Source organism: Kitasatospora sp. NPDC004614, from assembly GCF_042873675.1.
Lineage (GTDB): Bacteria > Actinomycetota > Actinomycetes > Streptomycetales > Streptomycetaceae > Kitasatospora.
This window is the reverse complement of sequence record NZ_JBIALR010000005.1, coordinates 1-14,599: the sequence shown is the minus strand read 5'-3', so window position 1 is coordinate 14,599 and position 14,599 is coordinate 1. Positions and strand designations below refer to the sequence as shown.

Annotated in this window: 11 protein-coding genes and 3 pseudogenes; 4 read left to right on the top strand and 10 right to left on the bottom strand. The window is 72.7% G+C overall.

Going from position 1 to position 14,599, the window contains the following annotated elements; translation table 11 throughout:
* Positions 1-53: 53 nt before the first annotated feature.
* Together ACFYST_RS13895 and ACFYST_RS13890 are read right to left on the bottom strand one after the other, a co-directional pair.
* Positions 54-599, bottom strand: coding sequence for a DUF4291 domain-containing protein (locus tag ACFYST_RS13895; RefSeq protein WP_387861971.1), 546 nt, complete (start codon positions 597-599; stop codon positions 54-56).
* 205 nt (positions 600-804) lie between these two features.
* On the bottom strand, positions 805-1,314 hold the full coding sequence (locus ACFYST_RS13890) for a carboxymuconolactone decarboxylase family protein (protein ID WP_387648126.1): 510 nt from the start codon (positions 1,312-1,314) through the stop codon (positions 805-807).
* 131 nt (positions 1,315-1,445) lie between these two features.
* Here ACFYST_RS13890 and ACFYST_RS13885 point away from each other — a divergent pair, with 131 nt between their 5' ends.
* Positions 1,446-2,381, top strand: coding sequence for a pirin family protein (locus tag ACFYST_RS13885; RefSeq protein ID WP_387648129.1), 936 nt, complete (start codon positions 1,446-1,448; stop codon positions 2,379-2,381).
* Between the two features lie 561 nt (positions 2,382-2,942).
* Here ACFYST_RS13885 and ACFYST_RS13880 read toward each other — a convergent pair.
* From ACFYST_RS13880 to ACFYST_RS13860, 5 genes are read right to left on the bottom strand one after another with little or no spacing between them, the layout of a single operon-like run.
* Positions 2,943-4,643 carry an ATP-binding cassette domain-containing protein gene (locus ACFYST_RS13880; protein ID WP_387861968.1) on the bottom strand — a complete coding sequence of 567 codons (1,701 nt, stop codon included), beginning with the start codon at positions 4,641-4,643 and terminating at the stop codon, positions 2,943-2,945.
* Positions 4,640-6,385 carry an ABC transporter ATP-binding protein/permease gene (locus ACFYST_RS13875; RefSeq protein ID WP_387861965.1) on the bottom strand — a complete coding sequence of 582 codons (1,746 nt, stop codon included), beginning with the start codon at positions 6,383-6,385 and terminating at the stop codon, positions 4,640-4,642. The genes ACFYST_RS13880 and ACFYST_RS13875 overlap by 4 nt, the downstream gene beginning before the upstream one ends.
* On the bottom strand, positions 6,382-7,656 hold the full coding sequence (locus ACFYST_RS13870) for a cytochrome d ubiquinol oxidase subunit II (protein WP_387861962.1): 1,275 nt from the start codon (positions 7,654-7,656) through the stop codon (positions 6,382-6,384). Before ACFYST_RS13870 ends, ACFYST_RS13875 begins: the two co-directional genes overlap by 4 nt.
* Positions 7,649-9,019, bottom strand: a complete 1,371-nt coding sequence (locus tag ACFYST_RS13865) for a cytochrome ubiquinol oxidase subunit I (RefSeq protein WP_387861959.1) — start codon at positions 9,017-9,019, stop codon at positions 7,649-7,651. Before ACFYST_RS13865 ends, ACFYST_RS13870 begins: the two co-directional genes overlap by 8 nt.
* 55 nt (positions 9,020-9,074) lie before the next feature.
* Entirely contained in the window at positions 9,075-9,794 is a 720-nt protein-coding gene (locus tag ACFYST_RS13860) for a YoaK family protein (protein ID WP_387861956.1), read from the bottom strand.
* A 539-nt stretch (positions 9,795-10,333) separates the two neighbouring features.
* Between ACFYST_RS13860 and ACFYST_RS13855 the strand changes: the two genes are divergently transcribed.
* Both ACFYST_RS13855 and ACFYST_RS13850 read left to right on the top strand, forming a co-directional pair.
* Positions 10,334-10,996 (top strand): hydrolase, encoded by a 663-nt coding sequence (locus tag ACFYST_RS13855; protein ID WP_387861954.1) that lies wholly within the window; start codon positions 10,334-10,336, stop codon positions 10,994-10,996.
* A 32-nt stretch (positions 10,997-11,028) separates the two neighbouring features.
* Positions 11,029-11,172, top strand: a pseudogene (locus tag ACFYST_RS13850) (DoxX protein); the annotation flags it as partial.
* A gap of 89 nt (positions 11,173-11,261) precedes the next feature.
* On the opposite strand, the gene ACFYST_RS13845 reads toward ACFYST_RS13850, so the two are convergent.
* From ACFYST_RS13845 to ACFYST_RS13835, 3 genes and pseudogenes are all read right to left on the bottom strand, one after another.
* On the bottom strand, positions 11,262-12,431 hold the full coding sequence (locus tag ACFYST_RS13845) for a xanthine dehydrogenase family protein molybdopterin-binding subunit (protein ID WP_387862590.1): 1,170 nt from the start codon (positions 12,429-12,431) through the stop codon (positions 11,262-11,264).
* A 16-nt stretch (positions 12,432-12,447) separates the two neighbouring features.
* Positions 12,448-12,657: pseudogene (locus ACFYST_RS13840) on the bottom strand (molybdopterin cofactor-binding domain-containing protein); the annotation flags it as partial.
* 73 nt (positions 12,658-12,730) lie between these two features.
* Positions 12,731-13,393: pseudogene (locus tag ACFYST_RS13835) on the bottom strand (IS4 family transposase); the annotation flags it as partial.
* Between the two features lie 261 nt (positions 13,394-13,654).
* On the opposite strand from ACFYST_RS13835, the gene ACFYST_RS13830 reads away from it, so the two are divergent.
* The gene (locus ACFYST_RS13830) at positions 13,655-14,413 is read left to right on the top strand and encodes a MerR family transcriptional regulator (RefSeq protein WP_387861952.1); all 759 of its coding nucleotides are present in this window, start codon (positions 13,655-13,657) and stop codon (positions 14,411-14,413) included.
* The last annotated feature ends 186 nt before the right edge of the window (positions 14,414-14,599 follow it).

Here is a 14,599-nt window from a genome sequence, read left to right as displayed (position 1 = left end):
CCTCCCCCCTCCCATTCCCCCTCCCCCTCCCCGGCCACTGCGCCGGCGGGAGGTCACACGTGGCAGAGACGCGCGGCGAGTTCGGCGGGCAGTGGGTAGCGGCGCTCGTCCGGAAGCAGCCGGCGGGCCTGTTCGGTGCGGCCGGCGCGGACCAGTTCGGCGGCGCGGCGGATCTGCGGAGTGAGGTCGGCGAGGGACACGATCCACTCCTCGGCGAACTCCCGGACGATCCCCCGCCCCAGGCCGACCTGGATGCTGTAGTGGTTGAGCGCCGCCCCGCGCAGCGACCGCTCCGGGTCCCACTGGACGTGCACCCGGGCCGCCGCCAGCCGCTGCTGGTCGCCGGTGGTCAACTCGGCTGCTGCCAGCGCGCGTTCCCAGCCCTGCCGGGTGATCCGGACGGCCAGGATGCGTTCCTGTCCGGACTTGGTGCCCCAGTTGCTGCGGTGCAGCAGCCAGGGCAGCGAGGGCTTGATCCAAGTCATCCGGCGGAACGAGAACGGCGCGACGAACCGTCCGGCCCGCAGCGCGGGTTCGGCGATCGCGGGCGCGTAGGCCTGGTAGACGACGATCGTGCTGTCGTCGAAGTCGGCGCGCACGGCGTGCAGTTCGGACGCCCGCCCTGACGTGGCGGACCGACTGGACGACCGATTGGGCGCGTGGCGGGGCGAGCTGTGCTGCTGAGCCATCCTCCGACCCTGCCACTCGCCCGATCCCGCCGGCCACGCATTTTCGGTGGCCAGCCGACCGCCCTTCGACAGCTGGGCGCGCGCTGCTGACGTGACGCCAACTCCCTACCGGCGCCTACGCATTCACAACGGCTTCGGCGGCCACGCGCGCGGGCCGGACCGGGTGCTTGCTCAGAATGGAGACGCGGTTGAAGGCGTTGATGGCGATGGCCACCCAGATCACGGCGGAGATCTGCTCGTCGCCGAGCACCGCCCGGGCCTGCGCGTACGCCACGTCCTGGGCGGTGGCGTCGGCGGGGTGGGTGGTGGCCTCGGCGAGCGCCAGTGCGGCCCGCTCTCGCTCGTCGAACAGGGCGGTGTCGCGCCAGGCGTTCAGCACGCCGAGCCGCTGCACGCTCTCGCCGGCCTGCAGGGCGGCCTTGGTGTGCACGTCCAGGCAGTAGGCGCAGCCGTTGATCTGCGAGACGCGCAGGTTGACCAGTTCGACGAGGCGGCGGTCGAGTCCGGCCTCGGCAGCGGCCTCGCGGACCGCCTCGGCGTTGGACCGCAGAGCACGGAAGGCCTGCGGGTGCTGCTTGTCGATGTAGACCCGCCGGCCGGTCGTGGTGGTCGCCACCTCGGTCACCTGGAGCTCCTCCGCCTGCGTACTGGTATTTGTCTGACGATACGCTCCATAATAGTTGAAGCTGGAACGATTTGTTGGAACGGGCCGACCGGGAACTCCGGTAACCGGACGGCACGGGAGGGAACACAACCATGAGCACCACCGAGAACGACCCCCGCGCGGCCACCGTCCGGGTCCTCCCGCCGCGGGACGTCCCGCTCGGCGGCCCGCGCGCGATGACCGTCCGCCGCACCCTCCCCCAGCGCGAGCGCACCCTGATCGGCGCCTGGTGCTTCATCGACCACTACGGCCCCGACGACGTCGCCATCACCGGCGGCATGGACGTCGCCCCGCACCCGCACATCGGCCTGCAGACCGTCAGCTGGCTGTTCAGCGGCGAGATCGAGCACCGCGACAGCCTCGGCGTGCACGCCTTCGTCCGGCCCGGCGAACTCAACCTCATGACAGCCGGCCACGGCATCGCCCACTCCGAGACCTCGACGGCCGCCACCAGCACCCTGCACGGCGTCCAGCTCTGGGTCGCGCTCCCCGACGAACACCGGCACACCGCACGGGACTTCCACCACCACGTCCCCGGCCCGGTCACGCTCGACGGCGCCGAGGTCCGCGTCTTCCTCGGCACGCTGGCCGGCGAAACCTCCCCCGTGCCCACCTTCAGCCCGCTGCTCGGCGCCGAACTCGTCCTCGACCCTGGCGCCACCCTCACCCTCGACGTCGACCCCGCCTTCGAACACGGCCTCCTCGTCGACCAGGGCGACATCACCTTCGCCGGCACCCCCCTGCACCGCGCCGACCTCGGCTACCTCCCGCCCGGCCCCAGCACCCTCACCATCATCAACCCCTCCCCCACCCCCGCCCGCCTGATCCTGCTCGGCGGCACCCCCTTCGACGAGCAGATCGTCATGTGGTGGAACTTCATCGGACGATCCAGTGAGGAGATCACACAAGCACGAAACGACTGGGAGAAGGGGGTCCGGTTCGGCGAAGTCCAGGGCTACCCGGGCGACCGGCTGCCCGCTCCGGAGCTCCCGAACGTCGCCCTCAAGGCGCGGGGAAATCGCGCCTGACCTGTGCATATGCCGCACTCGGCGGTCGCGGCGATCAGCCCCATGCGGGGTGGCCCGCGACCGCCTTCGGCTCTGGGCGAGACGCCGGCGAGCGTCGCTGGCAGAGCTCCCGACAGCAGTCCCGGAGACCTTGCCGATTCCCACCTGCGGGCGGGTTTTGCACGCTGTGGGTGGATGAATGCTGACCTTTTGCTGACTTTTCTGACGGGTCGTCAGCAGATGGGAGGAACCGTTCGCGCACGTGTCGGACATGCGGCCGACGGCCTCGCAGCTGCACCACCCCGCGATCCGGCCCGTTTGCTGGCCTCGTACCTTCCGCCCACATCGCACCTCGGTCGGCACTCCCCAGCCGTAGCGGCCAGCACGTTGCGCGCGAAGTCTTTGCCGCCGTCGGTCATCGCGGTGGGCCAGCGTGCCTCGTGGACCAGGAGTGCCTGGACGGTTTCAGGGGTGAGGGCAGTGTGGGCGGTGCCGGTGGCGTTGGCGGTGGTGAGCGGTCGCCGCCGGCGGCGAGGGGCCGGTAACCGTCGAACATGGCGAGGTCGGTGCGGGCGCCGACGGTCAGGACGTTCCGGATCGCCTCCCGGCCCCCGTCCTGCCCGGGGCGACTCTCGCCCCGTGTAGGAATCCCCCGGCTTCGCAGGCCGGTTGAGGAGCCGTCGTGCCGGCCAGGTCGACCGCGACGTCCGGGTGCCACGGGAGCAGCGCAAGGTCCTGGTCCTGCAGGGCGAGGACCAGGGCCGAGTCGGGCAGCGCCCGGCGCAGCTCGCGCAGCAGTGCCCCGGCGGTCGGCCGGTCGAGTCCTGCGGTGGGTTCGTCGAGCAGCAGGATGCGCGGCCGGCGCAGGATCGCGCGGGCGACGGCGAGGCGGCGGCGCTGTCCTTGGGAGAGCGCGCGGCCGGCGGGGCCGACCGGGGTGTCCAGGGGCAGGGCGCCGAGGCCGACTGTCGCCAGCGCGGCACGCAGGTGCTCCGGGTCGGCGAGTGGTGCGGCCAGGCGCAAGTTGGCCGCGACGGTCGTGTCGGCGAGCCAGTCGTCGGCCTCGACCAGGGTGAGCACGTCGGCGACGGCCTCGGCGGGCAGGTCCGCGACAGGGGCGCCGTCCAGCCGTACCCGGCCGGAGGTGGTCGACAGCCGTCCGGCGAGTTGCCCGAGGAGCGTGGATTTCCCGCTGCCGTTCGGGCCGGTGACGACGATCAGCCGGGGAGCGCGGACGGTGAACGACAGTGGCCGCCCGCCGTTGGCAGCGGGCAGGTCCATCACGGTTAGCACCGGGCCGCGCCGCGTCGGCGCGGGCGGCTGCCGGTCGGCGGTGGTCGCACCGAGCGGGCCGAGACGCGCTGCCGCGTCCTGGGCGGCCGCCAGCTCCTGCAGCAGCTGCGGAAGGCGCTCCAGTAGGTCCCACACCGCCGCGAGCAGCAGCACCTCGCCGATGGCGTCGGCCACCGGCTGCGACCAGGCGCCTGCCTGCAGCGCGAGAAGCAGGGCGAGGCCCTGGCCGAGGGCGGCGAGCAGCCTCAGGCCGAGGCGGCCCTTGCGCTGCTCGGCTGCCGCGGCGGCGGCAGCCGCCTCCTCGTGCTCCAGCGCCGTCGCGACGACGCCTCGGGCTTGCGGGATCGCGTCCAGGCAGCGCAGTTCGTTGAAGGCGGTCCGGGCGGCGATCAGGTCCGTCCCGGCGCCGGCCCGCGCGGCGGCCGCGCTTGCGAGGTGCCGCCGGGCCCGGCGGCCGGTGCGGATCGCCCACCAGGTGCCGCCCGCGAACACCGCGAGCTCGGCCGCACCGAGCGTCGGGCTCGCCCGCAGCAGCAGCGCCTCCACCAGCACCGCGGTGACCGCGCAGCCGGCGAGTGGCGCGACGACCTGGGCGGGCAGGCCGGCCACCGTCTCGACATCGGCGGTCAGGCGGGCGAGCAGGGTTCCGTCGCGCTGGGCTCGGAGCTCGCGCGCGCTCAGTTCACCCGCACCCCGGACCAGGCGGCCGCGCAGGGTCACGGTCGTGGCGAGGACGACCCGGTGGCTGACCAGCCGCTCGAGGTAGCGCAGCGACGTGCGCAGCAGGGCGAGGGCGCGGACCGTCCCCGACGGGTACATCCACGACCAGGTCGTGTTGGCCAGCAGGGTCACCAGCGCGCAGGTCGTCAGGAACCAGCCGGACAGGCCCAGCAGCGCCGCTGCGCTCAGTTCCGCCGCCGCGGCCAACGCGATGGCGACGGCCAGGTCGCGGCGGGGCATGGAGTGGCGCAGTAGTTTCCAGGCGTTCATCGCGTCCTTCCCCGGTCCAGGAGGATCGTCCGGTCCGCGAGCGGGAGCAGCGCGGGGCTGTGGGTGGCGAGCAGCACGCTCCGGCCGCGCGTCAGCGTGCGCAGGGCCGCCACCACGCGGGCCTCCGCCACCGGGTCGAGGTGGGCGGTGGGCTCGTCCAGGCAGAGCAGCGGGGCGTCCCGCAGCAGTGCCCGGACCAGGGAGAGTTGTTGGGACTGACCGGAGGAGAGCCCGCTGCCCCGCTCGCCGAGCGGGGTGTCCAGACCGCCCGGCAGGTCGGCGAGCAGGTCGCCGAAGCCGAGCGTGCGGAAGGCGGCGGAGAGTGCTTCGTCGCTGGCATCGGGTCGGGCGAGGAGCAGGTTCTCGCGGACGGTGCCGGGCAGCAGGTGCGCGGGTTGGCCGACCCAGGCGACCGAGGCGGGTGACGGCGGCCGGAAGGTGCCGCCCCACTCGTGGGCGACGGTTCCGGAGGTGGGTTGAGCCAGTCCCGCGGCGAGGGCGAGCAGGGTCGACTTGCCCGCGCCGCTGGGCCCGGTGACGGCGACGAGGGCGCCGGGGGCCAGCTGGAGGCTCACGTCGTCCAGTGCCGGCTCCGTACGATCGGGATGGCGGACCGTCACATGGTCCAGGTGCACGCCGACCGCGCCGCCGGTGTGCCGGGTCGGCGCGGGCGGGTCCGGATCGTCGCCGTCATTGCCGGTGCCGGCGAGTATCCCTTCGATCAGCTCCGCTGCGGCGCGGGCCTCGGCTCGGGCGTGGTAGCCCCGGGCCAGGTCGCGGGCGGGGGCGAAGTAGGCGGGGGTGAGCACCAGCACGAAGAGCGCGGTGGCCAGGCTCATCCGGCCTGGCACCAACGGCAGTTGGAGGTAGTCGAGGAGCGCCAGTCCGCAGTAGGTCGCCACCACGGCGAGCGTGCCGGTGATCAGCAGCTCGATCCAGGCGGTGGAGAGGAAGGCGACCCGTAGCACCGCCTGGGTGCGACTGGCCAGTTCCTCGTCGTCCTCGCGCAGCGCGACGGCGGCGGTCTCCCGGGCGCCCAGTCCGATCAGGGTGGGCAGGCCGCGCAGGTGGTCGAGCAGGCGCGCGCCGTGCCGGCGCACCGCCGTGAGCTGCGCGTGCACGGCGGCCTGTGTACCGAGGCCGATGACCTTGAGGTTGGCCGGCAGCAACGGGGTGGCGATGACCAGGATCAGTGCTACGAACCAGCTGCGAACCGCGATGGCGGCCAAGGTCAGACCGCTGCCCAGCAACATCGTGGTGCGAGCGGGGACGTACTCGGTGAGCCATTCGGTCAGCCGGGCGACCTCGCCGGTCAGGGACTCGGCGAGGGCGGCGTCACCGTTGCCGGGCCGGGCGGGGCCGCGCGCCGGCAGAGCTGCGGCGAGCAGGCGCTCGCGCAGTGCCGCGCGCACCCGGCGGGCGCCGCGCGCGGCCGCCGCGTCGGCGGTGGCCAGCAGCGCGGCCCGGACCGCCACACCGGCCAGCACGAGCCCGGCGCCGGGCAGGACCCGTACCGGGAGCCGTCCGCCGTGCTGGCCGGTGAGCCCGCGCTGCGCCGCCCAGGCCAGACCGGCCGCCCAGAGCACGGTGCCCAGCGGAGCCAGACCGCGCAGCAGGCCCGCCCGCCGCAACTCCGCGCGGCCGGGCTCGGCCCACGCGTGCAACCGGGCCGACACCTCGTCATCCTGGTCCCGGACGCGCGCGTCGCCGAGTTCGGTCAGCAGGGCGGTCGAGGTGCTCACGTCCCCGTCCGAACGGGGTCCTGGTCGTCCGGGTCGAGATCGAAGACCCCGTCCCGCTGGTCCCTCCGGTCGCTGATGATCCAGGCGGCCAGGGCCGCCGCCGAGAGGAGCGTGACGCCCAGCGGATCGATCCAGGTCGCAACGCCACCGAAGACGTCCTGGGACACGGCCGCCAACCCGACGCCCAGCACGGTGAGCAGTGCGCGCCGGACCACGACCACGAAGCCGCCCGGCTCGGGCCGGGCTTGGCGGGGTGCCCCCGTGCGCACCCGCAGCGGGTCGAGCGGCGCCTCCGGGGTCTGCGTGAACTTGCCCCGGAAGGCCCACCAGGCGTACGCGTTGTAGGCGAACACCACCGGCATGCACAATCCCACGCCGACGACGAGGAAGGTCTGCGAGCCGGGCGGGCTGGACGCCTGATGGAGCGTCAGTCCGGGCGGGACGACCACCGGCGCGGTCGCGGCCACCAGGGCGAGCAGGCCGCAGACCTGGGCGGTGACCACACCCGCGAACGGCCGCCAGTCGGGCCGCCGTCCGAAGCCGTACCAGGCCACCGCGCCCGCGGCCGCCGCCCCGGCGACGGCAGTCCAGAACAGTGCCGCGCGCACCGGTTCGTCGAACCCGAACTCCTGCGGGTCGGCGGCCTGCAGGCCGAACCCGAGGATCAGCGCGGCCAGGGCGGTGGCCGCCAGCAGCGGGCGCCCGGCTCGACCGGCGCGTTCGCGGGCGGCACCTTCGGTCTTGTCCTGCAGCCAGGCGGCCCCGGCCAGCAGGTAGAGCGCCACCAGGCCGAGTGCGCACAGCAGGCTGTAGGGGGTGAGCCAGTCGAAGGCGCCGCCGCTGAACGACCCGTCACGCTGTTCCAGTCCGGAGAGCACGCCGCCGAGCACCAGGCCCTGGCAGAGGGTCGCAGCGAGCGAGGAGGCGCCGAACAGCAGGGCCCAGCCGCGCCGGTAGCCGGCGGCGGCGCTCTGGAACTCCAGTCCCATGCCGCGCAGGATGATCGCGAGGAGCATGCCGATCAGCGGCAGGTAGACCCCGGGGAGCACGGTCGCGTAGACGCCGGGCAGCCCGGCCCACAGGGCCACACCGGCCAGCACGAGCCAGCTCTCGTTCGCGTCCCAGGCGGTGGCGATCAGCTCGCCGTACTCGCGCCGGCTCTCCCCCTTGGCGAACAGGCTGAGCATGCCGACGCCCAGGTCGTAGCCGTCCAAGACGACGTACATGCCGAGCGAGAGCAGGACGAGTGCGTAGGTGGCGTACTCAAGCAACGGAGGCCTCCGTTCCGGGGGCGGCCGTCGCGGCTTCACCCTTGGGCAGGTCGGGTCCGGCCTTGACGGTACGGACGATGTAGCGGACCCAGATGGCCAGCAGGGCCGCGTAGAGGAGCACGAAGGCGGTCAGGGTGGTCGCGGCCTGCGCGGTACTCAAGTGCGACAGCGCGTCCTGCGTGCGCAGCTTGCCGTAAACCACCCAGGGCTGGCGCCCCGCCTCGGCGGTGATCCACCCGCCGGTGATCGCGATGACACCGGCCGGTGTCATCCAGACCATCCAGCGCAGGAAGCGACGGGAGTCGAACAGTCGCCTCCGCAGGCGCAGCACCAGCCCCGCGAGGGCGGTGGCGAACATGGCCAGGGCGGTGAAGTACATGGCCCGGAACCCGTAGAAGGTGCTCCACATGTTGGGCCGCTGGTCGGGCGGGGTCTCCAGCAGGCCGGGCACCGCGGCCTCGCCGGTGAGATCGTGGCCGATCACCGCGCCCAGGTGCGGGACCGTGATGCGCAGATCGTTCGTGCCCCGGTCGGTGTCGGGGATGACGACCACGTTGTACCCGTTGTTGTCGGTGCGCCAGTTGCCTTCGAACGCCTGGAGTTTCGCGGGCTGGTGCTGCGCCATGAAGATGGCGGTGGCGTCGCCGATGTACAGCTGGACCGGCATCAGGACGGCGAGCACGCCGAGGGCGACGGACAGGCAGCGGCGGGCGAACGGCAGCGCGGCCCGGCGCTGCTTGACCAGGTACCAGGCGGAGATGCCTCCGACGAACCAGCTCGCACTGATCAGCACGGCCAGCAGCATGTGCGGGAAGCGGTAGGTGAAGGCCGGGTTGAGCAGGACCTTGCCCCAGTCGCTCGGGTGGAACTGGCCGGCCGTCTCGGTGTAGCCGGCCGGGGCCTGCATCCAGCTGTTGGCGGACAGGATCCACGTGGTGGACAGCAGGGTGCCGAAGGCCACCATCCAGGAGGCGAAGGCCATGGTCCGCGGCTTGACCCGGCCCTCGCCGTAGAGCATCACGCCGATGAAGCCGGCCTCCAGGAAGAAGGCCGTGATGACCTCCATGCCGATGGTCACCCCGATGACGGGTCCGACGGCGTGGGCGAAGACGCCCCAGTTGAGGCCGAACTCGAAGGTCATCACGGTGCCCGCGACGACGCCGAGGCCGAAGCCGACCGCGAAGATCTTCTTCCAGAAGCGGAAGATCTGCTGATAGAGCGGGTTTCCCGTGCGTACGTAAACGGTCTGCACGACGGCGAGCAGCACGGAGAGGCCGACCGTGAGGGCCGGGAAGGACATGTGGAAGATCGCCGTGATGGCGAACTGCCATCGGGACAGTTCCAAGGCGGCCGTTGAGGGCATGAGGTCTCCGGAAGGGACGCGGCGCGGGTGGGGAGCCGAGCGAAGTGGTGCCGTCTCACTCCCGGTTGAGCAGGACGGTGGCGCCGGCCAGTACCGCGCTGGCCACCAGGGCCCAGGCGATCTGGCCGTGCAGCACCAGGACCGCACCCGGCAGGGCGCCCGCCAGCATGGTGGCGACGGCGAGGACCCTGCGGCGCTGGCGCGGCGCGGTGCCACCGGCAAGGCGGGAGTCGGCAGCGAGGCCGGTCAGGGTGAGGGTGAGGACGGTGGTGGTGAGGTCGGGGACGGCGAGGGCGCGCACGGTGCCGTTGCGGATGCCCATCGCCACCGCCACCAGGGCGATCACGGTGTACTGCGCGACCCCGTCGACACCCCGGACGAAGGCGACGGCTGCGGCCGCGCCGTGCAGCGAGACCTCCAGGACCAGGGCCGCGCGCAGCCACCGGCCGCGCCGCGTAGTGGCGTACCGCCCCGCGAGGCGGCCGGCCAGGACCGCGCCGGCGAGGAAGGCGCCAAGCGAGGTCAGCGAGCCTGCGACGGAGAAGCCAGGTGCTCCGGCCAGCGCGAACGCGATGACGACCACGTTGCCGGTCATGTTCGCGGTGAAGACGTGGCCGAGGCCGAGGTAGCTCACCGCGTCGATCAGGCCGCTGACCGCGGTGAGGGCGAACAGGGCCAGCGCCAGCGGATGACGGTCGTGAACCTGTGGTCCGGGAACCTGTGGTCCGGGAACCTGTGGCGGGACGGTGCGGGGATCACCTGCGGGCGTGGTCATGACGCCTCCTCTCCGAGTTGTCGCATCGTCAGAAGAAGCACGGGTCCAGCGGCGCCGCGCCCTGCTCCGGGAGGGCGAGACCGCGGGCCGCGCGCCAGGCCGACCGCCTGGACCAGTCCGTCCCGGACGGCCACGGCACTGGCCCGGGGGCCGCGTGGGTCGTTGGTGTGCACCTTGGCGTTGCGCACGACGAGGTCGGCGGGCTCCTCGGGAGCGCCGGGGCGGACTCCGGCAACGGGCATGGCGGACAACGGGGTTCCTCTCTCGGGCAGTCCGGTGGGACGACCCGGCGAACCTAGGCGGCCGGCCGCGTCCGCAGTGCCTTCGCAGTGCATCGCCGATTGCCTCTCAGCGCACGGCTCCCCCTCGGCAAACCCCCCGAGGCCCGCGGTCGGTGCAGTGCCGGAACAGTCCCGGGGCACGGAGCGGGCAGCCATGCCGTGCGAAGCGCCCTAGCGTCGTCCAGCGTGCCGCCCCGCCGGTCCGACAGGGCCCGGCGCTTCATCGACTCCCTGACGTTCCGAGAGAAGAGAAGAATCATGGTCGACTTCGACACGGTCCACGCCGCCCCGAGCCCCGATCTGCTCACCCCGGACAACGCGATGATGCTGTTCGTCGACCACCAGCCGCAGATGTTCTTCGGCACCGGCAGCGGCGACCGCACCGCCGTCATCAACTCGACCGTCGGCCTGGCGAAGGCCGCGAAGATATTCGACGTGCCGGTGGTGCTCTCCACCGTGGCGGCGGAGTCCTTCTCCGGGCCGATCCTCCCGCAGTTGCGGGCGGTCTTCCCCGAGCAGAAGTTGATCGACCGGACCAGCATGAACGCCTGGGAGGACGCGGCGCTGGTCGAGGCGGTCAAGGCGACCGGCCGCAGCAAGATCATCCTCTCCGGCCTGTGGACCGAGGTCTGCCTGGTCCTGCCGGCGCTCTCGGCGCTGCATCAGGGCTACGAGGTGTACGTGGTCGCGGACGCCTCCGGCGGTGTGAGCCCGCAGGCGCACGAGCACGCCCTGCAGCGGATGACCGCGGCCGGCGCCGTGCCCGTCACCTGGGTGCAGGTGCTGCTGGAGCTCCAGCGCGACTGGGCCCGGACCGAGACCTACGTCGCAGTGACGGACCTGGTCAAGGAGCACGGCGGCGCCTACGGCATGGGTGTCGTCTACGCCCAGGCCATGGTCAGCCCGCACGCCGCCGGCTGACGGGCCGCGACCGAACTCGACCGGAGTCCATCATGAACACGGGCTTTCTCCTGCTGCGGGTGGTCGCAGGCCTGCTGGTCGCGGGCCACGGCGTCCAGAAGGTCAGCTTCCGCCTTGGCGGCAGCGGACTGGCGGGTGGCACCGCGGAGTTCCGCGGTCAGGCTCTGCCCGCCGGCGAGCACCTGGGCCGTCCCGTCCGCGGAGCCGAGCAGTTCGACGGCCTCGGGCACCGTGCGCGGTGCGGCGTAGTCGAAGGAGGCTGGCTTCATCGGGGCGCCTCCGTGAGCTTCGGGGCACGGGCCGCCCGCCACACCACATCCGGGGTGAGCGGCATCTGCAACAGGTCGGGGTCGGCGATCCGCAGCGCGTCGACCACGGCGTTGACGACCGCGGCCGGAGTGCCGATGCAGCCCGACTCACCCGCCCCCTTGGCGCCCAGTGGCGTGCCAGGGCCCGGGGTGCAGGTGTCCCTGACCTCGATGGACGGCACTTCGGTGAAGGTCGGCAGCAGGTAGTCCAGCAGCCCGGAGGCCAACAGGGGTACGCCGTCGTCCCGGTAGGGGATCCCCTCGTACAGGGCCTGGCCGATGCCCTGTACCGCCGACCCGAAGGCCTGCCCGCGCACGATCACCGGGTTGAGCTGCACTCCGCAGTCGTCCACGGCCACCACCCGCAGCAGTCGTACGGTACCCAGCTCCGGATCGACCTCGGCCACCACCGCGTGGGTACCGAAGGGAAAGGCCATGCCGGTCTCGAACCGGTCGTCCACCCGCAGCGGCCCGGTGGCCCGCACCAGCTCGGCCAGTCCGATCGCCTGCGAGCCGCTCGGGCCGAGCTGTGCGGCGCCGTCGGACCAGCCCACGGCCTCGGACGGTACGTCCCACAGCCGCGCGGCCCGCTCCCGCGCCTCGGCGACCAGCAGCCGCGAGGTGTGCCGCAGCATCGCGCCGGCCACCTGGGCGGATCGGCTGGCGAAGGAGCCCAGGCCCTCGGGCTGCTCGCCGGTGTCCCCCTCGACCAGCCGGACCCGGCTCGCGTCCACGCCCAGGGCCTCGGCCACCAGCGCGGGGAAGACCGTCTCGCACCCCTGGCCGGCGCAGGCCGCGCCGCACCGGACGACGACCGCACCGGACGACGACCGTGCCGTCCGCCGCGGCCTCGACGCCGCCGAACTCGTGCAGTCCGCCGGGTTCCCCGCCGGAGCGTTCGACGTAGCAGGACAGGCCGATGCCCAGCGGCAGCGCGTTGGGATCCTTTCGGCGCCGGGCCTGCTCGGCCCGCCACCCGGGGTAGTCCAGGGTTTCCAGCGCCAGGTCCAGCGCGGCGGCGTAGTTCCCGCTGTCGTAGCACCGGCCGGTGGGTGTCCGGTACGGGAACCGGTGCGGCGGGATGAAGTTGCGCCGCCGCAATTCGGCCGGGTCGATGTCGAGTTCACGAGCCAGCTGGTCCATGGCACCGCTCCAGCGCGATCGCCGCCTCCGGCCGGCACCGCGGTACGGGTACGTCACCATGGTGTTGGTCAGCACCGAACGGACGGTCGCATGCACCTGCGGGGTCGCGTACGGGCCGGTGGCCATCCAGGCGGTCTGCATCGGCAGCCCGGCGCCGAGGTGGGGGTAGGCTCCCACGTCGGCTTCGACCTCCAACTCGTAGGCGAGCAGCCGTCCGTCGGCATCGGCGGCGAGCCGCGCCCGCTGGTCCTGCCCCCGGGCCCCGGGTGGCGGCCGTCATCGACTCGCAGCGCACCAGCAGGTCGGCGCCGGTGGCGGCCAGGTGGTTCAGCAGTGCGGCGGAGACGAAGTTCCGGTCACCCAGCAGCAGCATCCCCGCCCGCAGGTCCGCTGCCAGGCGGCGGACGTACTCCAGCTCGCCGGTGGTGGCCGGACCGAAGACAGCCCCGATCACCGACCGGGTCCCGCAGGCGACCAGCGCGGCCAGACGCAGTTGCGGGTAGCCCGAGATCCCGTTGCCGAGCCGCTGGCGAGCGAATACCGCGAGGTTGGCCGGGCAGTCCGGGACCGACAGCAGGGTGCCGTCGACCGCGACGACTCTCAGCCCCCGCCACCGCCCGGCGGCAGCGATGGTGGCCGCAGGGCCCTTCACCAGGTCGAACAGCGCTTTCATCGGTGCCGGCCCCAGCCGCTGACGGGCCTGACGAAGAGCGCTGCCGCTGGGCCGGACCAGGGCTGGGCCCGTCAGCCCGGCGCACAGCCGGTCGAACACCTGCTGGTAGCCCAACCCAGTGAAGAGCGCCGCGGCCAGCAGCAGGTACACCGTGACCCGCGCCGGCACCAGCCGGACCCTGCGCTGCACCGCGCCGGTCTGCGTCAGCACCTCGTCGACCATCTCGAACGGCACGATCCGCGTCAGCTCACCGATGTGACCTGGCGCGAACACCCCTGCCGCTACCCCGAAAGTCCTTGATATGGCAGCCGGTGAACAAGGCAGCGGAGCTCCTGTGGTGAGGATGTCTTGGAGTGACAGACCTCTTCTACAGCAGCTCCGCTGCCTTGTTCACCGGCTTGACCAACAACTCCCCCGCCTAACTGAACGGCGTTGCGGCTAGCCGGGCTTGCGGTTGACGCTGCGGCAGCTTCTACGGTCGTCAGCAAGGCCGGAACGACCGGCCCGGCGAGACGAAGGCACGGAACGAGGACGATGGACCTGTCGATCGCGGAGGTGGCCCGGCTGTCGGGCGTGACCGCCCGGACGCTGCGGCACTACGACGAGATCGGCCTGCTGCCGCCGGCCCGGATCGCCGCCAACGGGCACCGGCACTACGAAGAGACGCAGCTCCTGACGCTGCAACAGATCCTGGTGCTGCGGGCCCTCGGCGTCGGCCTCCCGGAGATCGGCCGGATCCTCTCCGAGCAGGTGGACGAGGTGGAGGCCCTGCGCGGCCACCACCGCCGTCTCCTCGCCGAACGGGACCGGCTGGACACCCTGGCCGCCACCGTCGCCCGAACCCTCGCCGACCTGGAACGATCCCGAAAGGACGGCCAGCCCATGACCATCAACCGCCCGGAGAACCTCTTCGAGGGCGTCCAGCCCGACCAGTACGAGGACGGCCTCCAGAACTTCCCCGAGCTCGCCGAGGCGACCGACCGCCGCAGCGCAACGATGGACGCCGCCGAGCTCCGGGCGGGCCAGCGCGAGCGAACGGCCGGGATGATCCGCCTCGCGGAGCTGCTGGCGGCCGGCACCCCGGCCTCCGCCGACTCCGTCCAGGCCGAGATCGACGCCCAGTACCGCTCGCTCGCCGAACTGCACCCCGTCACGCCCGACGAGTTCCGCGCCATGGGCCTCGGCTGCGTCCAGAACCCGTCCTGGCGCGCCGCCTACGAGGCCGTCACTCCCGGCCTGGCCGAGTACCAGCACACCGCGATCGAGTACTACGCCACCACCCACTTGGCCTGACCCGGCCCGGGCCGCTCCTCCACTTCCCATCGGAACCGTCACCGCAGCCACGCTCATCATCCGGCTCCGCCCGTGATCGCCAGGACACTGCCTAGAAGGCTGATGAAGATCTTGGTTTGATCCGGGCCGTGCCGTCAGGTGGCGGTCTGGATCTGCCAGGTGGTGCCGTTGTGGGCGAGTCCGAGG

Bases quoted from the DNA above. Each gene is read 5' to 3' on its own strand.
- ACFYST_RS13860 (WP_387861956.1), bottom strand. From the start codon at position 9,794: ATGACCACGCCCGCAGGTGATCCCCGCACCGTCCCGCCACAGGTTCCC.
- ACFYST_RS13865 (WP_387861959.1), bottom strand. From the start codon at position 9,019: ATGCCCTCAACGGCCGCCTTGGAACTGTCCCGATGGCAGTTCGCCATC.
- ACFYST_RS13830 (WP_387861952.1), top strand. From the start codon at position 13,655: ATGGACCTGTCGATCGCGGAGGTGGCCCGGCTGTCGGGCGTGACCGCC.
- ACFYST_RS13855 (WP_387861954.1), top strand. From the start codon at position 10,334: ATGGTCGACTTCGACACGGTCCACGCCGCCCCGAGCCCCGATCTGCTC.
- ACFYST_RS13885 (WP_387648129.1), top strand. From the start codon at position 1,446: ATGAGCACCACCGAGAACGACCCCCGCGCGGCCACCGTCCGGGTCCTC.
- ACFYST_RS13880 (WP_387861968.1), bottom strand. From the start codon at position 4,643: ATGAACGCCTGGAAACTACTGCGCCACTCCATGCCCCGCCGCGACCTG.